General features: G+C 67.2%; 21 protein-coding genes. 13 read left to right on the forward strand and 8 right to left on the reverse strand.

Annotated features, from left to right (window positions below):
* Positions 1 to 627 precede the first annotated feature (627 nt).
* On the reverse strand, positions 628 to 2,127 hold the full coding sequence (gene miaB / locus IEY93_RS13145) for a tRNA (N6-isopentenyl adenosine(37)-C2)-methylthiotransferase MiaB (protein ID WP_189163312.1): 1,500 nt from the start codon (positions 2,125 to 2,127) through the stop codon (positions 628 to 630).
* A 174-nt stretch (positions 2,128 to 2,301) separates the two neighbouring features.
* Here miaB and IEY93_RS13150 point away from each other — a divergent pair, with 174 nt between their 5' ends.
* The 4 genes from IEY93_RS13150 (at position 2,302) to IEY93_RS13165 (ending at position 5,692) form a co-directional block, all read left to right on the forward strand.
* The gene (locus IEY93_RS13150) at positions 2,302 to 3,057 is read left to right on the forward strand and encodes an amino acid ABC transporter ATP-binding protein (RefSeq protein ID WP_189163313.1); all 756 of its coding nucleotides are present in this window, start codon (positions 2,302 to 2,304) and stop codon (positions 3,055 to 3,057) included.
* 179 nt (positions 3,058 to 3,236) lie between these two features.
* Positions 3,237 to 4,091, forward strand: a complete 855-nt coding sequence (locus tag IEY93_RS13155; protein ID WP_189163314.1) for a glutamate ABC transporter substrate-binding protein — start codon at positions 3,237 to 3,239, stop codon at positions 4,089 to 4,091.
* 75 nt (positions 4,092 to 4,166) lie between these two features.
* Positions 4,167 to 4,832, forward strand: coding sequence for an amino acid ABC transporter permease (locus IEY93_RS13160; RefSeq protein ID WP_189163315.1), 666 nt, complete (start codon positions 4,167 to 4,169; stop codon positions 4,830 to 4,832).
* The gene (locus IEY93_RS13165) at positions 4,829 to 5,692 is read left to right on the forward strand and encodes an amino acid ABC transporter permease (protein ID WP_189163316.1); all 864 of its coding nucleotides are present in this window, start codon (positions 4,829 to 4,831) and stop codon (positions 5,690 to 5,692) included. The genes IEY93_RS13160 and IEY93_RS13165 overlap by 4 nt, the downstream gene beginning before the upstream one ends.
* Positions 5,693 to 5,735: 43 nt before the next feature.
* Here the strand turns inward: IEY93_RS13165 and IEY93_RS13170 are convergent, their stop codons facing one another.
* Complete coding sequence (locus IEY93_RS13170; protein WP_189163432.1) at positions 5,736 to 6,500, reverse strand: transposase family protein; 765 nt, start codon at positions 6,498 to 6,500, stop codon at positions 5,736 to 5,738.
* Between the two features lie 222 nt (positions 6,501 to 6,722).
* Between IEY93_RS13170 and IEY93_RS13175 the strand changes: the two genes are divergently transcribed.
* The 8 genes from IEY93_RS13175 to IEY93_RS13205 all read left to right on the forward strand — a co-directional run bounded on the left by IEY93_RS13175 (position 6,723) and on the right by IEY93_RS13205 (position 14,809).
* Positions 6,723 to 7,241 carry a winged helix-turn-helix domain-containing protein gene (locus IEY93_RS13175; protein WP_229691096.1) on the forward strand — a complete coding sequence of 173 codons (519 nt, stop codon included), beginning with the start codon at positions 6,723 to 6,725 and terminating at the stop codon, positions 7,239 to 7,241.
* A gap of 47 nt (positions 7,242 to 7,288) precedes the next feature.
* Positions 7,289 to 7,561 carry a hypothetical protein gene (locus IEY93_RS38100; RefSeq protein WP_203968025.1) on the forward strand — a complete coding sequence of 91 codons (273 nt, stop codon included), beginning with the start codon at positions 7,289 to 7,291 and terminating at the stop codon, positions 7,559 to 7,561.
* A 6-nt stretch (positions 7,562 to 7,567) separates the two neighbouring features.
* Complete coding sequence (locus IEY93_RS38105; RefSeq protein ID WP_203968026.1) at positions 7,568 to 7,774, forward strand: transposase; 207 nt, start codon at positions 7,568 to 7,570, stop codon at positions 7,772 to 7,774.
* A 1,008-nt stretch (positions 7,775 to 8,782) separates the two neighbouring features.
* The gene (locus IEY93_RS13185; RefSeq protein ID WP_189163318.1) at positions 8,783 to 9,307 is read left to right on the forward strand and encodes a MauE/DoxX family redox-associated membrane protein; all 525 of its coding nucleotides are present in this window, start codon (positions 8,783 to 8,785) and stop codon (positions 9,305 to 9,307) included.
* A 71-nt stretch (positions 9,308 to 9,378) separates the two neighbouring features.
* Positions 9,379 to 9,936 carry a TlpA family protein disulfide reductase gene (locus IEY93_RS13190; RefSeq protein WP_189163319.1) on the forward strand — a complete coding sequence of 186 codons (558 nt, stop codon included), beginning with the start codon at positions 9,379 to 9,381 and terminating at the stop codon, positions 9,934 to 9,936.
* An 8-nt stretch (positions 9,937 to 9,944) separates the two neighbouring features.
* Positions 9,945 to 11,807 (forward strand): ABC transporter ATP-binding protein, encoded by a 1,863-nt coding sequence (locus IEY93_RS13195; RefSeq protein WP_203968027.1) that lies wholly within the window; start codon positions 9,945 to 9,947, stop codon positions 11,805 to 11,807.
* A 76-nt stretch (positions 11,808 to 11,883) separates the two neighbouring features.
* Positions 11,884 to 12,378, forward strand: a complete 495-nt coding sequence (locus IEY93_RS39740; RefSeq protein WP_189163434.1) for a S26 family signal peptidase — start codon at positions 11,884 to 11,886, stop codon at positions 12,376 to 12,378.
* 508 nt (positions 12,379 to 12,886) lie between these two features.
* On the forward strand, positions 12,887 to 14,809 hold the full coding sequence (locus tag IEY93_RS13205; protein ID WP_189163320.1) for a prolyl oligopeptidase family serine peptidase: 1,923 nt from the start codon (positions 12,887 to 12,889) through the stop codon (positions 14,807 to 14,809).
* A gap of 244 nt (positions 14,810 to 15,053) precedes the next feature.
* Here the strand turns inward: IEY93_RS13205 and rny are convergent, their stop codons facing one another.
* A complete protein-coding gene (gene rny / locus IEY93_RS13210) occupies positions 15,054 to 16,673 on the reverse strand; it encodes a ribonuclease Y (protein ID WP_229691097.1) in 1,620 nt (539 codons plus the stop codon).
* 445 nt (positions 16,674 to 17,118) lie between these two features.
* Between rny and IEY93_RS13215 the strand changes: the two genes are divergently transcribed.
* A complete protein-coding gene (locus tag IEY93_RS13215; protein WP_189163321.1) occupies positions 17,119 to 18,084 on the forward strand; it encodes an LLM class F420-dependent oxidoreductase in 966 nt (321 codons plus the stop codon).
* A gap of 1 nt (position 18,085) precedes the next feature.
* On the opposite strand, the gene IEY93_RS13220 is transcribed toward IEY93_RS13215, so the two are convergent.
* The 5 genes from IEY93_RS13220 to IEY93_RS13240 all read right to left on the reverse strand — a co-directional run bounded on the left by IEY93_RS13220 (position 18,086) and on the right by IEY93_RS13240 (position 21,659).
* Positions 18,086 to 18,664, reverse strand: coding sequence for a Uma2 family endonuclease (locus IEY93_RS13220; protein WP_189163322.1), 579 nt, complete (start codon positions 18,662 to 18,664; stop codon positions 18,086 to 18,088).
* A gap of 181 nt (positions 18,665 to 18,845) precedes the next feature.
* Positions 18,846 to 19,448 carry a recombination regulator RecX gene (gene recX / locus IEY93_RS13225; RefSeq protein WP_189163323.1) on the reverse strand — a complete coding sequence of 201 codons (603 nt, stop codon included), beginning with the start codon at positions 19,446 to 19,448 and terminating at the stop codon, positions 18,846 to 18,848.
* 44 nt (positions 19,449 to 19,492) lie between these two features.
* Positions 19,493 to 20,581, reverse strand: a complete 1,089-nt coding sequence (gene recA / locus IEY93_RS13230; RefSeq protein ID WP_189163324.1) for a recombinase RecA — start codon at positions 20,579 to 20,581, stop codon at positions 19,493 to 19,495.
* 289 nt (positions 20,582 to 20,870) lie between these two features.
* Complete coding sequence (locus IEY93_RS13235) at positions 20,871 to 21,065, reverse strand: DUF3046 domain-containing protein (protein ID WP_189163325.1); 195 nt, start codon at positions 21,063 to 21,065, stop codon at positions 20,871 to 20,873.
* Positions 21,066 to 21,170: 105 nt separating this feature from the next.
* Complete coding sequence (locus tag IEY93_RS13240; protein WP_189163326.1) at positions 21,171 to 21,659, reverse strand: VOC family protein; 489 nt, start codon at positions 21,657 to 21,659, stop codon at positions 21,171 to 21,173.
* Positions 21,660 to 21,733: the final 74 nt, after the last annotated feature.

Below are 21,733 nucleotides of genomic sequence, written 5' to 3' on the forward strand. Positions count from 1 at the left end.
GCGCCCTGGCCGGACACCTCGCCCGGCTCGCGGGGCGGGTCCGGGTGGGCCGTGCCCGTGCCCGCTCCCACCCGTCCGGGCCTCGGCAGGGTCCGGGCGCCGGCCGGCCGAAAAGCGCCCGCCGAGGGCACCGGACACAAGAAGATCGCGGGACGGAAGACGGGCCCGCGGCATCGCGGGGACGGCCATCATCGGCCGTCGAAGCCAAGCCGGCGCACGCCCAAGGCGCCGGACCGGCCCCGAGGCGGCGAACTTCCCCAGGGCACGCCGCCCGCTCACCGGCCGCCGGCCATGATCGACCAGGGCCCGCAGCCGCCGCGCCGCTCCCCCGGTCAGGGCCCGCAGTCGCCGGACCCCCGGCTTCACCCCCAGGACCCGCCACGAGGCCCGGACGGCCCCCCGCGCCGGGTGCCGAACCCGTGCGCGACCTTCACCGACTTCCGCAGGCCCTACTGCGAGCGCCTGCTGCAGGCATGGCGGGCACCGGGATGACGGCACGGCGGCCGTGACGGGCGCCGCCCGCTACGAGCCAAGGCGTTCCGGACGGCACCCGGCCGCCCGGACGAAGGCCCGGGATATGCGACCGCCCGCGCGGGAAGAACGCGCGGGCGGGGAGGGCACCGGTGGTCAGGAGCGGCGGACGGACGGCATGCCGAGCGACACCGCGCCCGGCCCGCCCGCACCGCCACCGGTGCCGCAGGCGGCGTTCTGCCTGGCCTCCCAGGCGTCACCGGCCCGCGTACGCCGCAGCGCCAGCGCGGGACCGTCGGCGACCAGGTGGTGCGGGGCCGCGTAGGTGACCTCGACGGTGACCATGTCGCCCGGCCGCGGCGGAGCGGCGTCGCCGCCCTGCTCGCCGCCCAGGGTGGGCACGAAGTGGACCAGGCGGTTGTCGGGGGCGCGGCCGGACATGCGCTGCGTGGCGTCGTCCTTGCGGCCCTCGCCCTCGGCGACCAGGACCTCCAGCGTGCGCCCGACCTGCGCCTTGTTCTCCGCCCAGGAGATGTCGTTCTGCAGGGCGACCAGCCGCTCGTACCGCTCCTGCACGACCTCCTTGGGCACCTGGCCGTCCATGGTGGCGGCGGGCGTGCCGGGGCGGATGGAGTACTGGAAGGTGAAGGCGTTCGCGAACCGCGAGGCGCGGACGACGTCCAGCGTGGCCTGGAAGTCCTCCTCGGTCTCGCCGGGGAAGCCGACGATGATGTCGGTGGAGATGGCGGCGTCCGGCATGGCCGCGCGCACCCGCTCGATGATGCCGAGGTAGCGCTCGGCGCGGTAGGAGCGGCGCATGGCCCGCAGGACGCGGTCGGAGCCCGACTGCAGCGGCATGTGCAGCTGGTGCATGACGTTCGGCGTCTCGGCCATGGCCGCGATGACGTCGTCGGTGAAGGCGGCCGGGTGCGGCGAGGTGAAGCGCACCCGCTCGAGCCCCTCGACGTCGCCGCAGGCGCGCAGCAGCTTGCCGAAGGCCAGCCGGTCGCCGAACTCCACGCCGTAGGTGTTGACGTTCTGCCCGAGCAGCGTGACCTCGAGGACGCCGAGGTCGACCAGCGAGCGGACCTCGCCCAGGACGTCGCCGGGCCGGCGGTCCTTCTCCTTGCCGCGCAGCGAGGGGACGATGCAGAACGTGCAGGTGTTGTTGCAGCCGACCGAGATGGAGACCCACGCGGCGTACGGCGACTCGCGCTTGGTGGGGAGCGTGCTCGGGAAGACCTCGAGCGACTCCTTGATCTCGACCTGGGCCTCCTGCGCGACGCGGGCGCGTTCGAGCAGCACCGGCAGCGAGCCGATGTTGTGCGTGCCGAAGACCACGTCGACCCACGGGGCCTTGCGGACGATCTCGCCCTGGTCCTTCTGCGCCAGGCAGCCGCCCACGGCGATCTGCATGCCGGGGTTGCGCACCTTGGCGGGCCGCAGGTGGCCGAGGTTGCCGTACAGCCTGTTGTCGGCGTTCTCGCGGACGGCGCAGGTGTTGAACACGACCACGTCGGCCGTCTCGCCCTCGGCGGGCCGCACGTAGCCGGCGTCCTCCAGCAGGCCGGAGAGCCGCTCGGAGTCGTGGACGTTCATCTGGCACCCGTACGTGATGACCTCGTACGTGCGGGCGCGCTCCTCGGTGACAGTCATCTCAACAGACAAGGGTAGGCGTTCCGCGCCCCTCGTCGCACACGGCTTCCCCCGGGAGCCGACGGCCGCCGTGTACCGTTCCATGTGCTTACGAGAGGGCTCGTGACCAGGCCGTGATGCGATCGGTACCACCCGGTTAGTGACCGGTGGCCTTGACCACTTACGTTGTCCAGCATGACGGACAACGGGGACGCGACTCCGCTCGTCAGAGTCGAGAACGTCAACAAGCACTTCGGGGCCCTGCACGTGCTCAGGGACATCAATCTGACGGTCTCCCGGGGGGAGGTCGTGGTGGTGATCGGCCCGTCCGGGGGCGGGAAGTCGACGTTGTGCCGCGCCATCAACCGGCTGGAGACGATCGACTCCGGCACGATCACCTTCGACGGCAGGCCGCTGCCCGCCGAGGGCAAGGCGCTGGCCCGGCTGCGGTCGGACGTCGGGATGGTGTTCCAGTCGTTCAACCTGTTCGCGCACAAGACGATCCTGGAGAACGTCACGCTGGGGCCGACCAGGGTGCGCGGCATCGCCCGCGACCAGGCCGACAAGCGCGGCATGGAGCTGCTCGAACGGGTCGGCATCGCCAGCCAGGCGGGCAAGCACCCCGCCCAGCTCTCCGGTGGCCAGCAGCAGCGGGTCGCCATCGCCCGTGCGCTGGCGATGGACCCCAAGATGATCCTCTTCGACGAGCCCACCTCCGCGCTGGACCCCGAGATGGTCCAGGAGGTGCTCGACGTGATGATCGGCCTGGCGCGCGAGGGCATGACGATGATGGTGGTCACCCACGAGATGGGCTTCGCCCGGCGGGCCGCCAACCGCGTGGTCTTCATGGCGGAGGGCCAGATCGTCGAGGAGAACACCCCCGACGAGTTCTTCACCGCCCCCCGCACCGAACGGGCCAAGGACTTCCTGTCCAAGATCCTTACCCACTGACCGCTCTTCATGGACGCCATCTGGACCTCGTCCTGCGGACGTCCTTCCGCACCTCCGCACGACCTCTGCCGACGTATCTCCCAGGATTCCGGCCCTGGCTGCTGCATCGCTTGCCCAGATCAGGCACGTCGCTCGCCACGCTGTCACACAGGTCACGAAGAAAGCTGAGGTAATTACACATGCGCCTACGACGGTTCGGAGCCCTGCTACTGTCCGCCGCCGCACTGTCCAGCCTCGCCGCCTGTGGCGGTGGCTCTGATTCATACGCCTCGGTCGTCGAGAAGGCGGAGAAGACCAAGAAACTGACGATCGGCGTCAAGTTCGACCAGCCGGCTCTCGGCCTCAAGAAGCCCGACGGCAGTGTCGAGGGCTTTGATGTCGACGTGGCCAAGTACGTGGCCAAGCAGCTGGGTGTGGACGAGAGCAATATCAGCTGGAAGGAAACGATCTCCAAGAACCGGGAGCCCTTCATCCAGCAGGGACAAGTAGACCTGGTCGTCGCGACTTATTCGATCCTTCCCGAGCGTAAGGAGAAGGTGGGCTTTGGCGGGCCGTACATCCTCGCCCACCAGGACACCATGGTCCGCGGCAACGAGACCTCAATCAGTAAGGTCGAGGACCTGAAGGGCAAGCGCATCTGTCAGGCATCGGGCTCCAACTCCTACAAGCGCATCACCGACCCGCCGCCGAACGGGCGAAGCATCGAAGCCCAGCTGGTGCCGGCCGGATCGTACGGCGAGTGTGTCGAGCGGCTGAAGGGCGGCACGCTTGACGCTGTTACCACTGACAATCTCATCCTCGCAGGTTTTGCTTCTCAAGGTGGCGACTTCAAGATCCTGGGTGTTCCGTTCACCGACGAGAAGTACGGCATCGGAATGAAGAAGGGGGACACCTCCACCTGCAACAAGGTCAACGAGGCGATCACTAAGATGTACCAAGACGGCACCGCTACGCAGCTTCTCCAGAAGTGGTTCGGCGCCGCCAAGGGACTTGAGTTCCCGACCACGCCCCCGCAGTTCGAGCCCTGCAGCTGAAACCTCCCCGACCTCGTTCATTGATCGCGTGCCGGCGGTCCACCGCCGGCACGCTTCCGATTGCGGTGAGGGACTATGAATGCTCTGATCTCAAACCTTGATTCCGTACTGGCGAGTTTCTGGGCCACAATACGGCTCACCGTGGTGAGTGCCATTTTCGCACTGATTCTCGGCACAATCCTGGCCACCATGCGCGTCGCCCCCACTCCGGTATTCCGGCTTGCGGGTACCGTCTATGTCAACACCTTGCGAAATACACCGCTCACGCTGGTGCTGCTATTCTGCAGCCTGGGAATCAGCAACGTACTGAAACTGAACTTTTCAGATGACCCGTCGGTCAACGGCTACTGGTTCGCAGTGCTAGGCCTCTCCGCCTACACCTCGGCATTCGTCTGTGAATCCCTCCGCGCGGGCATCGGGACCGTCTCGCTCGGCCAGGCCGAGGCGGCGCGTGCCATCGGGTTGACTTTCGTTCAGTCACTGCGCCTGATCATCCTTCCTCAGGCATTCCGCAGTGTCATCGGCCCTCTCGGCAGTGTCTTGATCGCGCTTACCAAGAACACCACAGTGGTCATTGTTGCCGGCTACGCCGAGGCCGCCTACTTGATGAGCGAAATGATCTACGAGGGGAGTGGGACCGTGCCCATCTTCCTCGGATTCGCGCTCGGCTTTATCGTCCTGACCCTGCCGACAGGGTTCTTCTTCTCCTGGCTGTCCAAGCGTATGGCGGTAGTTCGATGAGCACTAGCATTTTGTACGACATACCGGGGCCGCGGACCCGGCTACGCAACAACGTCTACGCCCTGCTCGGCGCCATCGGGCTCATCGTCATCGCCTATTTCGTCTACAGCAAGTTCGACCAAGCCGGTCAGTGGTCAGCAAAACTGTGGACGCCCTTCATTGACCCGCAGGTATGGACAGGTCAGATCTTGCCCGGTTTGGCGGGCACCCTCTCGGCGGCTCTTGTCGCAGCGATTCTATCCCTGCTGTTCGGCGTGGTCTTCGGCCTTGGCCGTCTGTCCGAACATCGCTGGCTGCGGTTGCCGTCCGCCACCATCGTGGAGTTCTTTCGCTCGATACCCGTGCTCATGATGATCTTCTTCGCTCAGGCCGGGGCTTTCGATCTGTTCGGCTACACCATGAGTGCGTTCACGGCGGTCGTCATCGGGCTGACGCTGTACAACGGGTCGGTTCTCGCGGAGGTTTTCCGAGCCGGCATAACGTCCATACCGCGAGGTCAAGCCGAAGCGGCCTACGCGATCGGCCTGCGCAAGAGTGGCGTCATACGGTTGATCCTGCTCCCACAGGCTGTCACCGCGATGATGCCCGCCATCGTCAGCCAGATGGTCGTCGTGCTCAAGGACACCGCCCTTGGATACATCATCGCCTACGAGGAACTCCTCAACACCGGGTTCCGTCAACTGCCCGCCACCTTCGCCAACATCGTCCCCGCAGCGATCGTGATCGCCGCGATCTACATTCTGATCAATCTCGGTCTCGGTCAGGTGGCTCACTGGCTGGAGAGGCGGAGCAGGCGCAGCCGCCTGAAAGCCCCCAGAACAAGCACACGCTCGACAATTCCGCAGGGCACGGTCACATGAGCGCGATGGCAACGTACTCTGCGGGCTGATCAGTGAGCATTTTTCATCCTGCTTCGCGTAGTTGAAGGACGAGGATGGCTTTGACGAGCTGACCTGCGCGGAGGGGGCAACAGCGTAGCTTTCGTAGGATCCGCCTGTTCTTCAATTGCGCATTCGCCCGCTCGCCAGGTCCGCGGAGCTTGGCGTGAGCGGAGTTGGCGTTCTTCTGGGATGCCAGCTTGCCCCGCCCCTTGTAGGGCACCAGCACGCGCTGACCTGCGTCGACGTACGCCTTGTCGGCCAGGGCGATCAAGTCGGCGGCCTCCAACCGGCGGATGATGCCCCAGATGCGGGCCGCTGTCAGGTCGTGCACCGATCCGGGCAGTGAACCGGAGGTCCGTAAGGGTGTGCCGTCTGGAGCGCTGATGACCTGGATGTGCATGCCGTGCATCCGGTTCTTGCCGGAGTAGTAGGGCCGGTCGGCGGCCACCCGGTCGATCGGGATGAGTGTTCCGTCGAGTACCACGAAGGCGTGGCGGGCGCGCCTGGCGGCTCGTAATGCCTGGTTCAGGCTGGGAGGGCGCCGGGCGAGCAGCGTGATGGCCTCGCGGATGTAGCGCCAGGCGGTCGCCGTTCCCACCCCGCTTCCGCTCGCCACTTCGGCAAGGATCTCGCCTTTGCGCAGGTGGACCAGCACCAGCAGCGCCTGCCGTCCGAGGTTGAGGCGGCGCCAGGGCGAGCCGATGGTCGTGCGGTGGCGTCGGATGAGGCCGGACAGGTAGGACAGCGTCTGATGTGACAACGGCAGCGCGGCGCGGTAGAACAGCAACTCGAAGCCTCTGGTGCATAGGTTGATCTTGGTCGACAACCCTTCTACCAGGGGCTTCTCTATTTGTCGATCAGCTACCAGACGCCACCCGATATCCCTGACCTGCGACGGCGGGATGAAAGGGCTCAATGGTGAGGGTTATATGGCCTGACCTCGGCGTGAGCTGGCGGCTGGGCGTCGCGGTGCTACCAGGGGTGCATGAGGTATCCCGATGGCGGTGGCTTGACCGCCGAGCAGCGATTACGCCGTGAGCAGGTGAGGATGCAGGCAGCCGACCGGTTCGCCGAAGGCGCGAGTGACGGCCAGGTCGCGCGGGAGTTTCGGGTCTCGCGGATGTCGGCCGGCCGGTGGCGGCGTGCGCTGGAGAACGGCGGCCGGGAGACCCTGGTCTCCAAAGGAGCCGGCGGAGCGGCGTGCAAGCTCGACGATGCCCAGCTCGCCCGGCTGGAGCAGGCCCTGGAGGAAGGGCCGATCGCTCACGGCTGGGATGACCAGTGCTGGACCTTGACCCGGATCGCCGAGGTGATCGGGCGCCTGTTCGGGGTGAGTTACACCGTGGGCGGGGTCTGCTACCTGCTGCACCGGCTCGACTGGAGCTGGCAGGCCCCCTGCCGCCGCGCCGCCGAACGTGACGAGAAGGCCATTGCCGCGTGGAAGGACGAGCAGTGGCCGATCATAAAAGGCTGGCAGCACAGCAAGGGGCGTGGCTGTGCTTCGAGGACGAGGCCGGGCAGACCCTGAGGTCCCCCAAGGGCCGCACCTGGGGCCGCAAGGGACACACCCCGATCGTGTCGCTGCCGGTCAAGGGCACCGGACGCGTGTCGATCGTCGGCCTGATCGCCACCCGGCTGGCCATCCCGCAGCAGCGGCCGCGGCTGATCTACCGGCTCCGGACCCATCGCGGGCGCAAGGGCGAACGCCGAGGGTTCGGTGAGGCCGACTACGCCGCGCAGTTCGACGCCGCCCACCAGCAGCTCGGCGGGCCGATCGTGGTGGTCTGGGACAACTTGAACACCCACACCTCCGCCGAGATGCGACGCCTGATCGCCGCCCGCCCGTAGCTGACGGTGTTCTACCTGCCCGCCTACGCCCCCGAGCTGAACCCGGTCGAGGCCGTATGGGCGCACATGAAGAAGAGCCTGGCCAACCTCGCCATGCGCACCATCGATCAGCTGATCGCCCTGGTGAAGAACCGGCTCAAACGGATGCAGTACCGCCCCGCCCGCCTCACCGCCTTCCTCGCCAAGACCGGCCTGGACCTCCGCCCCCCGTAACCCCAGCCATTAAGCGTCACTAATCGTGACCGGTCCGCTGTCCGGCATTGCTGGGGCGACCGCTCATCGACCCCGCGCAGTGAGCCCCCGGTGCGGCCGGCCAGGACTGCCTTGAGTAGCGCACGCTGTGCCACCGCTTGGAACACCCCCAGCCCTGCTTCGTCGTGCGCCGATCCGAGGTGCGGACGAAATTCGCAGGATCAGACGCCCGCTTGATCGCATCTCAGCGGCGGCTGGGCAACTCGACCGGCCCAGAACCGCGCCGTCCGGCAATGCGCCGTGGCGAGAGCTGTATCCGCACTGCAAGGACACCGGTCAGCGCGACCTGCCCCTTGCTCGGCTTCGCCGCCAACTGGATCGGACCGCACATATCACACGGCCGCGGGGTTGACCACATAAACCCGGCGTTCGCCCGCATGATTGCCTGGGGACCTCGCGACACACGCTTCTGTTGCCGAGCCATCGGCCTTCCCACCAAGCATATTAAGCAATCTCTCATGACTGGAAACCTGCATCCAACAGCCAGGAAGCGCAGGTCAACTGTCCATTCGACACGGCGTCAGCGCTGGATGCCACAAGGAGTAACCGGCATACTACTTATCCGCCCTTCCGTAACAAGCTGACGCATGTTAAAACAAGGCTAGGCCGATCACCAGAAAGGTGGGAAATGAAAGACGCCGTAGCATCGATGGCCGATCGTCTCCTGAACATGGTGGTTACACGGGAGACGGCCACCGCGGACGACGATTGCACCTACACACTCGTTTCATCATGCCACGCGACCTTTGCGTGCGGGTGGGGGTGGGAAGAACGGTGGAAGGTGTGCTGCGTAGACGCCTCGGGTTACCTCTGTAGCACCTACGACTCCTGCTGCTAGAAATACGCAGCGTCCGAAAACCGATGTTCCGGCCGTCCACGCGAGCCACTACGGCGGGTGGACGGCCGACATGGTCCTATGACGAGTAAATCAAATCGGGGAGCAATACCAAGTCATCTGGTAGGTTGCGCATGGACTTGATGGCCATTTTAAGTCGTTGTCTACTCGCGACAACTTTCGGCATCGCGGCATTCAGTAAACTTCGCAGCCGGGCGGCACGAGCGGCATTCCTGGAGAGCGTTGAAGCTCTTGAGGTCCTGCCAGCACCCATGGTGCGCCGTCTAAGCCAGGTCACAGTCTTCTCCGAGGCGGCTGTCGTACTTCTATTGATAGGCCCCGCAGAGACCGCCACCATCGGCTTTCTACTGAGTTCGACCCTTCTATTGATCTTCACCGGCGCATTGTTGATCGTCATAAGGCGGGGGCATCGACGCAGTTGCCGCTGCTTCGGAACCTCGGCCACCCCCGTTGGGCCACTACAAGTGGCAAGAAATCTAGTTCTGCTGGCGATGTCGCTGGCCGGCCTGATGGCGATCGCCAGTGAACCCACGCCGTCCCTGGATTCCGCTCCTTTGACCATGACCATCGCAGCGGGCGCGATCTTAGGAGTTCTCATCGCCTCTATTGACGAGATCATAGAGGTGTTCCGGGTTTGAGTCCCCAGCTCTGATGGAGCTTCTCCGCGTGCAACTCACCATGGGCGGCCGAACCATCTGAAGGAGCAATCATGTCAGTTGTCAGCGTAGCGATCTCGCTCGTGGGTCTGCTTTCGATGCTGAACTTCATCCTTCTCATCGGCGTGATTCGCCGGCTTCGCCATGGAACGAACTCCACTGGACTCCAGACGCGGTCCCTGCCGGAGATCAAGAGCCTCCCGGCGGGCACGCCGATCAGTGATTTCCAGAGCATCACGGTAGACCAGGCCCCACTGTCGCGGAACGACCTGCAAGACGGCATGACCGTTGGGTTCTTCATGGTTGACTGCGGCACGTGCCACGAGAAACTCCCCTACTTCATCAGCGCTGCGCAGCGAGGCGAGACCAAAGAACAGGTGATTGCTGTCGTGGTCGGCGATGCGATCGCAGCGGAAGAGATGGTCACGCAGCTCACATCGGTGGGAAGAGTGATAGTCGAAGATCACTTCGGTCCGGTGGCCACCGCTTTCGCCGTGAGTTCATTTCCAACCATGTGCAGCGTCAGAAGAGACGGGGACGAGCTGTTCATCGGAAGCACCAGAACGGCGAGCAACCCCACATCACTACCCACTCCAGCCAACACCATCTGAGTCGCGACATGCGCTTCGGCATCGGGACTCCCTCCGAGCAGAGCCATCCCATCAGAGTGTGCCTCGAACAGGCGCTACGACTTGTTCTGACCATACCTCGCATTTATCTGGTGAGTTACTGCGCTCTGACGATCACCGCAGCTCTGCTGCCGATCGCGGCCGCATGGGTGACCAAAGAGATAATCGACCAGCTCAGTAGCCGCCAACCCTTCGCGCACGCGCTTCTCCCCGTCTCTCTCGCCGTGATCGGCCTGGCGCTAGCAGTCCTCCCTCAGCTATCTCAGTACGCGCGCTTTCAGCTTGAAGAGCAGGTCAGCCTAGTAGCCCAGAGCGATCTGTTCCGGGCCGTCAACTCCTTGGCTGGCTTGAGCCGATTCGAAGATCCGAAGTTCCTGGATCACTTGCGACTGGCTCAACAGTCTGGAGGCAAGACTCCGTCAGACGTCGTAAGCGGTGCTGTGGGAGCGACACGGGGTGTGCTCACCGTGGTGGGATTTCTTGGCACCCTCATGGTGTTGAGCCCGGTCATGACGATCTGTGTGCTCACATCTATCATCCCCGCGGTGCTGCTGGAGATGTCTCTGTCGGGAAGACGGGCCCAGATGCTATGGACCACCGGCCCCGCCGAGCGCAGGGAGTTCTTCTACCGGAGTCTGCTCTCTAGCGCGAAAGCGGCCAAAGAGATCCGCATCTACGACATCGGCGATCACTTGCGCGAGCGAATGACGGCGGAGCGACGGCAGATCATATCAGCGAAACGCGCGTTGCAGCGACGGGAAGTGTTCAGCCAGACTTCTCTCGCCGGCCTGTCGGCGCTCATCGGTGGAGTTGGCCTTCTGTGGGCCGTGAACGCATCTCTCAGTCATGAATTGAGCATCGGCGACCTGACGATGTTCGTCGCCGCACTCGGTGCCATCCAAAGCTCCATCCCCGCTATTGTGAGGGAGATCGCGCGGACACAGAACTCTTTGCTGCTGTTCGGCCATTTCCTGACGGTCATTGAGGCCGCCCCCAGTGAGCAGCCGAGAGCCGCTAGCCTGACCACTGCGCCTCCGCTTAAAGAGCGGATCGTCTTCGATGACGTCTGGTTCCGTTATGGCGACGATCAACCATGGGTGCTGCGGGGAGTCAACCTCGAGATTCCCGTAGGAACGACCACGGCCCTGGTCGGGGCGAATGGTGCCGGAAAGTCAACCTTGGTGAAACTCGCATGTCGTCTCTATGAGCCTACCCGTGGACGTGTCCTATGGGATGGGGTAGACGTCAGGGACATACCTGTGGAACAGCTTCGACGTCGCATCCGCGTCGTCTTCCAGGACTATATGGAATACGATCTTACGGCGAGAGAGAACATAGAGATCGGAGATCTCCTACTGTCCGGTGATCAGCATGCGCTCGAAAGCACCTCGAGGCTGGTCGGACTGCATGACGCGATACTTGATCTGCCCGACGGGTACGACACGCTGTTGAGCCGCATATTCTTCTCCGAATCAGAGAAGACTGACACGAAGACCGGTATCGCGTTGTCGGGCGGGCAATGGCAGCGGCTGGCCCTGGCCCGCGCGCTGTACAAGCCCCAGCCTGATCTATTGCTAATGGACGAGCCGAGCTCGGGCCTTGACGCGAGAGCAGAGCACGAGATACTCCAGAATATCGGCCGGCATCGCCTAGGAATGACCAACGTCATCATATCTCACAGGCTGGGCGGCACCCGAAATAGCCACCAGATAGTGGTGCTGGAGGGCGGTGTCATCAGCGAGGCCGGGGATCACGAACAGCTCATGGCACAAGATGGGACGTACGCACAGCTATTCAGGATCCAGGCGGAGGCCTACGGCGGCACATGGCCGGCCGTAGAGGTCGATCATTGATCCGACTCCACCGGACCCGTTTCAAGGAGTGCTGGAGATGAGCCTCGTTCTGACATCCTTGGCCCTGATCGGCCTGATGACACTCCCCCTGATATGCCTTGCCGCCTTCTTTCGCCGTCGGTTCTTCCGCGTGACCGTCATTGGAAACAGCATGAGACCTACTTACACGCCGGGCGACCGCCTTCTCGCGCGAAGATCTGATCTGAACAATCTCGAGAGGGGCCAGGCCGTAGTGATCAAGCAACCGATAGGACCCTCACCCCGTGCTGCCGATCACGGAGTGGGACCGTTCGCCATCAGATGGGGCAACCGGCGCCTGGCGCGGTCGTCCCAACCGAATGTGCCGAGATCTAGAATGGGTCATCTCGCAGTGAAGCGAGTTGTCGCTCTTCCCGGAGACCCACTCCCGCAAGAAATCCAGAAGGCATTCTCTCATACATTGCCGGAACGAATCCCTCGGGGCAGGTTCGCCGTGTTGGGCGATAATTCCGAAGGGAGCGTCGACTCGCGGGTGTACGGCTTGGTCCCGGAGGATGCGGTCCGAGGGGTTATAATACGGAGATTGCCGTGACCTCGAGTTCTGGCCCGATACCGTGACGCACCGGTCGAAGGGACTTTTATGGACCGCCGATCTTCAACAGGAGTTCAGCCGACACGTTAAACGACCACAGGCGACCCGCAGGCGCGGCCGGCGTTGTCGGGTACGGATAAGCACCTGCTTGTGCGGGCGTGCACGGATCTGTTCCATCGCGAGCCGGCCTGCGGTGACGCCGTACGCTGCCAATCTTCCTCAGCTTCGAGACCGGTTACGCACGGGCATCCACGGCCGAGGTCCCGCGCCTCCGGCCGTCCCCGCTTCTCCGGCAACAGCACGCGTCTGGCCCGGGGTCCGATCCTGTCGCGTGCGGTCCGGGCCGGCCTGGGCGTGTGATCCGGGCCGGTCCAGAGAGCCGATTCGGGCCTGCCGGGGGTTGCGGACGGGGAGAAACATCCGTCTTAGCGTGCTTTACCACGGTACGTGAATTACGATCAGTGCCGTAGCCGCCACGCGGGGCGCGGTTTTCCGGCAGGATGCGGCTATGCCCCCCGAGCGCATGTCCGGGCCCCCCTCCGCGCCGTTCGGTGCCTGGCCCTCGCCCATCTCCACGGCCGACGTCGTCCGCTGCGGCCTGCGTCCCGGGTACCCGACGGCGGTCGCCGGCGCGATCTGGTGGGAGGAGGACCGCCCCACCGAAGGCGGCCGGCGCACCATCGTCCACCAGGCCGCGGACGGCGTCCGCCGGGAGCTGCTGCCCGCCCCCTGGGACGCCCGCACCCGCGTCCACGAGTACGGCGGGCGCTCGTACGCCGTGGCGCCGGGCGTCGGCGTGGTGTTCGCCTCCCATGGCGACCAGCGGCTCCACCTCGTCCCCGCCACCCCCGAGGTCGGCGGCGCGCAGCAGGGCGGCCCGCCGGTGGCGATCACTCCTGAGCCCGAGACGCCGTGCGGGCTGCGCTACGCCGAGCCGGCCGTGCACGACGACGAGGTGTGGTGCGTACAGGAGCGCCACGCCGGCGAGGGGAAGGTCACCCGCTCCATCGTGTCGGTGCCCTTACGCGGCGGTGAGCCCCGCCGGCGGGTGTCCGGCAGCGACTTCTACGCCTTCCCGGCGATCTCCCCCGACGGCGGGCATGTCGCCTACATCTGCTGGGACCACCCGAGCATGCCCTGGACCGGCACGTTCCTGCGCGTCACCCGGCTCGCCGACGGCGCCTCGTGGACGGTCATGGGCGGCCCGGCCGAGTCGGTGCTGGCCCCGCGGTGGAAGGACCGTTCCACCCTGTACGCGATCTCCGACCGCAGCGGATGGTGGAACCTCTACGAGATCGGCGCACACGGCGAGGCCGAGCCGCGCGCGCTGTACCCCGCGGAGGAAGAGTTCGCCTGGGCGCCCGGGGAGCTCGGCGGCGCGCCGTACGCCGTGCTCCCCGACGGCCGGCTCGCGGTGCTGCACGGACGTCCCGACCTGCGCCTGGGCGTCCTCGACCCGCGCACAGGCACGCTCACCGACCTCGACCTGCCCTACGACGGCTGGGTGCCCTGCCTCAGCGTGGACGGCGCCACGGTGTGCGGCGTCGCCTACGGGCCGGGCATCCCCCGGTCGGTGGTGCGGGTGGACACCGCGACGGGACGGGCCGAGAGCCTGCGCAGCGACATCGGCGAGCTTCCGCACCCTGACTACCTGCCGGAGCCGCGCCGGGTGGAGATCCGCGGGCGGTCCGGGCGGCGGGTGCACGCGCGCGTCCACCCGCCGGCCAACCCCTCGGTGCGCGCCGGAGACGCCCCGCCGCCGTACGTGGTGGACGTCCACGGCGGGCCGGCCTGGCACACCACCTCCGCCCTCGACCTGCGCAAGGCGTTCCTCACCAGCCGGGGCATCGGGATCATCGAGGTCGACCACGGCGGCTCCACCGGCTACGGCCGCGCCTACCGGGAGCGGCTGAAGGGGCACTGGGGCATCGTCGACGTGGAGGACGTCATCGCCGCCGCCGAGTGGCTGCTGTCGGACGGCCACGCCGACCCGGCCCGCATCGCGATCAGGGGCGCCGGCGCCGGGGCGTGGACCGCTCTGACCGCGTGCTGCTCCTCGGGGTTGTTCTGCGGCGCGGTCGCGGTCGCGGCGATCAGCACGCTGGCGCCGCTGGCCGCCACGACGCACGACTTCGAGTCGCGGTACGTCGAATGGCTCGTCGGCCCGCCCGACCCGCTGCTGTACGCCTCACGTGAGCCCCTGGCCCGGTGCGGGCAGGTCGACCGCCCGATGCTGCTGATGCAGGGCCAGGAAGACCCGATCGTGCCCCCGGCGCAGCCGGAGGCGTTCGCGGCGGCGCTGAACGAGCGCGGCGTGCCGTGTGTGTACCTCGCCTTCGAGGGCGAGGGCCACGAGTTCCGCCGGGCCGAGACCAAGAGCGCCGCCCTCGCCGCCGAGCTGTCCTTCTACCAGCAGATCTTCCGCGGCTGACCCGCGCGCCGCACACATGAGCCCCCGCCCAGAGATTCGCGGGCGGGACCGAGGACGTGTGGTCCGGCCATGCGGCGCCGGCTCGCGACTCCCCCCACCGGCGCCCGGCGACCCGCCGGCGCGGGCCCGGACTCGCCGGCCGGAAGGGCATTCCGGCACGGGGGCCGCTGGTCGGCCACCGGTCGCCGGCCACGCGCGAACGGAACCTTCCCGCGCCGCTGAGGCGAGCCGATCGGGCGGTGGGTCAGCGGGCGAACTCGGTGGCGCGCGACTCGCGGACGACGGTGATGCGGATCTGGCCCGGGTAGGTCAGCTCCTCCTCGACCTGCTTGGCCACGTCACGGGCGATCACTTGTGCCTGGATGTCGTCGATGGCCTCCGGCCTGACCATCACCCTGATCTCGCGGCCCGCCTGCATGGCGAAGACCTTCTCGACGCCGTCGTAGGACTGCGCGATCTCCTCCAGGCGCTCCAGCCGCTTGACGTACGCCTCCAGCGACTCGCGGCGCGCGCCCGGGCGGCTGCCGCTGATCGCGTCGGCGGCCTGGGTGAGCACCGCCTCGACCGTGCGGACCTCGACCTCGTTGTGGTGCGCCTCGATCGCGTGCACGACGTCCTCGTGCTCGCCGTAGCGGCGGGCGATCTCGGCGCCGATCAGCGCGTGGCTGCCCTCCACCTCGTGGGTGAGCGCCTTGCCGATGTCGTGCAGGACCGTGCAGCGCTTGAGCAGCATCGGGTCCAGACGCAGCTCGGCGGCCATGATGCCCGCGATGTGCGCCGACTCGATGAGGTGCTTGAGCACGTTCTGCCCATAGGAGGTGCGGTAGCGGAGCTGACCGAGCAGGGTGATCAGCTCGGGGTGCATGTCGGTGATGCCCAGCTCGACCAGGGCGTCCTCACCGGCCCGGACGCACAGGTCCTTGACCTCCTCCTTGCTGCGCTCGTACGCCTCCTCGATGCGCTGCGGATGGATGCGGCCGTCCAGGACGAGCTTCTCCAGGGTCAGCCGCGCCGTCTCGCGCCGCACCGGGTCGAAGCACGACAGCAGCACGGCCTCCGGGGTGTCATCGATGATCAGGTTGACCCCGGTCGTGGACTCGAAGGCCCGGATGTTGCGGCCCTCGCGGCCGATGATCCGCCCCTTCATCTCGTCACCCGGCAGGTGCAGCACGCTGACCACCGACTCGGCGGTCTGCTCGGTGGCCACGCGCTGAACGGCCAGCGTGACGATCTTGCAGGCGCGCTTCTCGCCCTCCCGGCGGGCCTCGCTCTCGATCTCCCGGACGATCAGCGCCGCCTCGCGCTTGGCCTGGTTCTCGATGGTCATCACCAGCTCGGACTTGGCCTGCTCGGCGGTCAGCCCGGCGACCCGTTCGAGCACCTCGCGGCGCTTCTCCTCGATGTGGTCGAGTTCCGCGCGGCGGTCGGCCAGCTCCGACTCGGTCTCGGCGAGCTTCCTGCCGCGCTCGGCCAGCCTGCGAGCCTCCTCGTCCAGGCGCTGCTCCCGCCCGGCCAGGCGATTCTCCCGGCGTTCGAGATCGGAGCGCAGCTCCTTGAGCTCGTTCTTCAGCGTCCGGGTCTCCTCCTCGACCTCCTTGCGCACGCGCAAGGCGTCTTCGGCGACGACCTCTGCCCGGCGGAGCATCTCACCGGCGTCGGACTCGGCCTTGACCCGGATCTCGGTGCCCTCGCGGCGCGCCTGGTCGAGCTCGGCCTGGACGTCGGCCAGCTCTTCGGCGGTGGGGCCCTGCCTCGCGGTCCGGTCGCCACCGGTGCGGCGTATCAGCACGGCAAGCGCGACAATCGCGACAAGCGCCAGCAGGACCACGGCTACCGCCAGCATGATCACGACTGTCGAATTCATGCGCGCCCACCCCTCCTCGCATCGCGAGCCTCAGCACGCGAGGGGTCACACGCACAGCACGGACCGGCCTGACCGTGCGATCCAGGCCGGACGAGCATGCCAACGCGCCGGCACGGGAGCGCCGGTCCGCTGGTGGTGATCGTTCTTGATCGTCCGTCGTTGCACCGTTATGGCAATCCGCACTGCGCGGAGTAACTCCTCACTGTGGTCGAGATTAAGCGTCAGAGAGGTAACGAGCAAGCAAAGTCCGCCCGTCAAACCCGTTTCGCCCCCTTCGACGCAGCGAGACGAGCCCCTCGTCTGCCTGATTTATCCCTGTATGCAGGGATAAATCAGCAAAGCGGGTCGATGTACGGTCATGAGAGATCTCTAGGTCCCAGGGCGGGACCTGGAAGATTTTGCGGGCCGTGGGCACGTTCCGCGATCGGCGGGGTATGGGGCCGCCATGGCAGAGATCGGCTACACGCTCATGTGCGAGCAGTCCCCGCCCAAACGGCTCGTCGAAGACGCCGTGGCCGCCGAGCAGGCGGGGTTCGACTACGAGATCATCTCCGACCACTACTTCCCATGGCTGGAGGACATGGGGCACTCCCCCTACGCCTGGTCGGTGCTCGGCGCCGTGGCGCAGGCGACCGAACGCATCCCGTTCATGACCTACGTCACCTGCCCGATCATGCGCTACCACCCGGCCGTGGTCGCCCAGAAGGCGGCGACCACGGGGGCGCTGTCGGACGGCCGCTTCACCCTCGGCCTCGGCGCCGGCGAGAACCTCAACGAGCACGTCCTCGGGCGTGGCTGGCCACCGGTCAACATCCGGCACGAGATGTTCGGCGAAGCCGTCGAGATCATCCAGGCGCTGTTCACCGGCGAGTACGTCAGCTATCGCGGTGACCACTTCACCGTCGACTCCGCCAAGCTCTACGACCTGCCCTGCGAGCCGGTGCCGATCGGCGTCGCCGCCTCCGGGCCCCAGTCGGCCGACCTCGCCGCCGAGTACGGCGACGCCCTCATCGCCGTCCAGCCCGACGCCGAGCTGGTGTCGCGGTTCCATGCCACCGGAGGCGCCGGGAAGCCGGTCTTCGGACAGCTCGCCGTCTGCTACGACACCGACGCCGAAGCGGCCAGGCAGCGGGCCCACCGGCTGTGGAGATGGTTCCCCGCGGGCTGGAAGGTGCTGTCCGAACTGCCGGGACCGGTGAACTTCGAGGCCTACGCGCAGTTCGTCCAGCCGGAGGACGTGGCCGAGCAGGTCCCCTGCGGCTCGGACGTGGACGCGGTGGTGCGCGCCGTCAAGAAGTTCACCGACGCGGGCTTCACCCACGTCGCGCTGGTGCAGGTGGGCGGCGACCATCAGCGTGAGTTCCTCGGCTGGGCCGAGAAGGAGCTCCTCCCCGCCCTGCGCGACCTGTGACTCAGCGCACGAGCCGCCCGAGATCGAGGTCGATGTCCACGTCGAACCCGATGGACGTCCGCAACCGCCCGCGGTGAACCCCGGTCGGGACGTACGCCTTGACACTGGGCTCCAGCTCGAAGGTGTAGACCACCGGAGCGGCCTCCTCCTGCTCGACCCGCCACAGGAACCTGATGCCCGCATCGGAGTACTTGATCGGTTTGGTGGTCCGATCACGCTCGACCGACTCCGGCGAGACGACCTCGACGACCAGGTGGACGTCCTCGGGCCGGAAGGACGTCCTGGTGAGATCGGCCATCGCGGCGCGCTTCACGATGAGGATGTCCGGCTCAGGACGCTGCCTGACACCCAGGGTCACACTCATCTCGCGCACCACGAACAGCTCGTCCGGCGGGTCGAGCTCACGTTCGAGGAGCCGGAGCATGAGCATGTGGAAGGCGCTCCGCGGCGACATCATGATGAGTGACCCATCGATCAGTTCGACGTGCGGCGGCGCGTCCGTGGGAAGCCGATCGAGCATGTCGGCGGTCCACCCGCCGGGAGGCCCGGGGTAGAACCACTCGGGAAGGGCCGTGGTCATCGGCTGCCTCCTCGTGCGCGATCACATGCCATCACCATCATCGCACCTACAGTGACGGCCTGCGCCGAGGTCGCCACGCATCCGTCATCGGTGCCGGTCGAGCCCTCGGTGCGCCGACGGCCGGCCCGATCAGCACGACCTTCTCCACGACGGTCTTGCCCACCTCATCCCCTGCCGGGAATCAGTCGAAGGAGTCGGGGAGGTCGTCGGTGGGAGCGCCCTCGTTTTCCAGTGCCTCTCGGACGACGCGGTAGGCGAGGCCGCCCGAGTAGCCCTTGCGGGCGAGCATGCCGGCCAGCCGGCGGACCCGGGCCGCGGGCTCCAGGTGACGGGTGCCGCGCAGTTTGCGGGCCACGAGCCCGCGAGCGGTCTCGTACTCCTGGTCGGGGTCGAGCCGGTCGACCGCGTCGCGCACGACCTCCTCCTCGACGCCGCGGGTGCGCAGCTCGGCGGCCAGGGCACGCCGGGCCAGGCCGCGCCCGGCGTGCCGGGAGCTCACCCACGCCGCGGCGAACGCCTCGTCGTCGATGAGCCCGACGTCGGAGAACCGGGCGAGGACCGTCTCGGCGGCCTCGTCGGGGACGTTCCGCTTGCGCAGCGCCTCGGCGAGCTGGGCGCGGGTGCGCGGCGCCAGGGTCAGCAGCCGCAGGCAGACCGCCCGCGCCACCGCCTCGGGATCGGCCGCGGGCCCGGCGGCCGCCGCCGAGCCGGGTGCCGGCTCCTGCGGCCATGCCCCCCAGTCACCGGGCCGCGGGTGGCCGGGGGCGTCGTCGCGTGCGGGCATGGCGGATCAACTCTGATCAGGCATCGGCACAGGCTGAGGCCCGATCACACGTCGCCCGGCTTGGGAGCCTTGGCGCCACGCCCGGCGGGAGCGGCGGCCGGGGCGGGAGGAGCGGCGGGCTCGGCCGGAGTGTCGAGGCGCGGGCCGACGCCGAGCTTCTCCTTGATCTTCTTCTCGATCTCGTTGGCGATGTCGGGGTTGTTCTTCAGGAAGTTGCGGGCGTTCTCCTTGCCCTGGCCGAGCTGGTCGCCCTCGTAGGTGTACCAGGCGCCGGCCTTGCGGACGAAGCCGTGCTCGACCCCCATGTCGATCAGGCCACCCTCACGGGAGATGCCGATGCCGTAGAGGATGTCGAAGTCGGCCTGGCGGAAGGGCGGGGCCATCTTGTTCTTGACGACCTTGACCCGGGTGCGGTTGCCGACCGGCTCGGTGCCGTCCTTGAGCGTCTCGATGCGCCGGACGTCCAGCCGGATCGAGGCGTAGAACTTGAGCGCCTTGCCGCCGGTCGTGGTCTCGGGCGAGCCGAACATCACGCCGATCTTCTCGCGGAGCTGGTTGATGAAGATGGCGGTCGTGCCGGTGTTGTTGAGCGCGCCGGCGATCTTGCGCAGGGCCTGGGACATGAGGCGGGCCTGCAGGCCGACGTGGCTGTCGCCCATCTCGCCCTCGATCTCGGCCTTGGGCACGAGGGCCGCCACCGAGTCGATCACGAGGAGGTCGATCGCGCCGGAGCGGATCAGCATGTCGGCGATCTCGAGGGCCTGCTCACCGGTGTCGGGCTGGGAGACCAGCAGGGCGTCGGTGTCCACGCCGAGCTTGCGGGCGTAGTCGGGGTCGAGCGCGTGCTCGGCGTCGATGAACGCCGCGATGCCGCCGGCCCGCTGCGCGTTGGCGACGGCGTGCAGCGCCACGGTGGTCTTACCGCTGGACTCGGGACCGTAGATCTCGACGATGCGGCCGCGGGGGAAGCCGCCGATGCCGAGGGCGACATCGAGCGCGATGGCCCCGGTCGGGATCACCTCGATGGGAGCTCGTGCGTCGTCGCCGAGGCGCATGACAGAGCCCTTGCCGAACTGCCGCTCGATCTGGGCGAGCGCGGTCTCAAGGGCCTTCTCGCGGTCGTTGGCTGCCATGGAGTGCCCCCTGGAGGGTTGAGTCGAAGTCGTTTCCGTCGCTCGCAAGCTACGGGGTGCCACCGACAATTTCCTGGAGGCGGGCCAGGACGTCGGCGGCTCGGCATGCCCAATATAGCCGAACGACTGTTCGATCACAGGTCAACGCCCCACACCGCCGCCACGGCGGGCGGAACCCGGGAGACGCTCACCGGGTGGCGCACGGCCCCCGACGGACGCGCCCCCGGCAGGGGGCGGGCCGGAGCACAGCGGGAAGGACGGCCGGGCCGGCAACCGCCGGGCGGCGTCTTCAGCGCAGGCGGGAGTCGACGTCGGTGACCTGGCAGACGGCGCGCCACACGTCCTTGGCGGACTCGCCCTCGGCGAGCGCCTGTATCACGGTGCGGCCGCCGAGCCCGGCGATGACGTAGTCACGCGCCCAGGACTCGGCGTACGTCTCGCCGAAGTGGCGGTTCATCCGGTTCCAGAACTCCGTCAGGCGCATGCCTTCAGTATGGTCGCCGGGCCGGCGTGCGCGGACCGCGCCCGGCCGGCGCCACCCTTTCCGGGGACCGCGCCCGCGGCGGGCCGCTCCCGCTCCCCGCCGCGGTCACAGCACGCGCGAGCCGTACATTTCGCCGAGCGGGTCGGCCAGCAACTCCAGGCGCGCTCCGTCGGGGTCGCGAAGGTAGATCGAGGCGTCGCTCTCGACCTGGTACGGCACCCCGGCGGCGTCCAGCTTGTCCTTCAGCCTCTCCCATTTGCCGCGCTCGACGGAGATCGCGATGTGGTGCAGGCCGCCGAGCACCTCCTGGTACGGCCCGAGGTCGAGCCCCGGCAGGTCGAAGAAGGCCAGCAGGTTGCCGTTGCCGATGTCGAAGAAGAAGTGGTTGGAACCCTTGTAGTCGCGGTTCTCGAAGATCTCGGTCAGCGGGAACTCCAGGAGCCCCTGGTAGAACCGGATGGTCTGCTCGACGTCGGAGCAGATCAGCGCGAAGTGGTGCAGTCCACGCGCGCTGCTCTCCGGCCGCTGTGCGCGAAGGTGGTGCTCGCGGATCCGCTCTCGAGTCGCCTCGATGGCCGCGTAATCGATGTCCATACTCCACGGGATATTCCGGACAGGCCCTATGTCAAGTCCGGGCCCGCCGACCCTTGCGCCACTGGACTCCGCGG

This window comes from Sphaerisporangium melleum, from assembly GCF_014646695.1.
GTDB classification, from domain to species: domain Bacteria; phylum Actinomycetota; class Actinomycetes; order Streptosporangiales; family Streptosporangiaceae; genus Sphaerisporangium; species Sphaerisporangium melleum.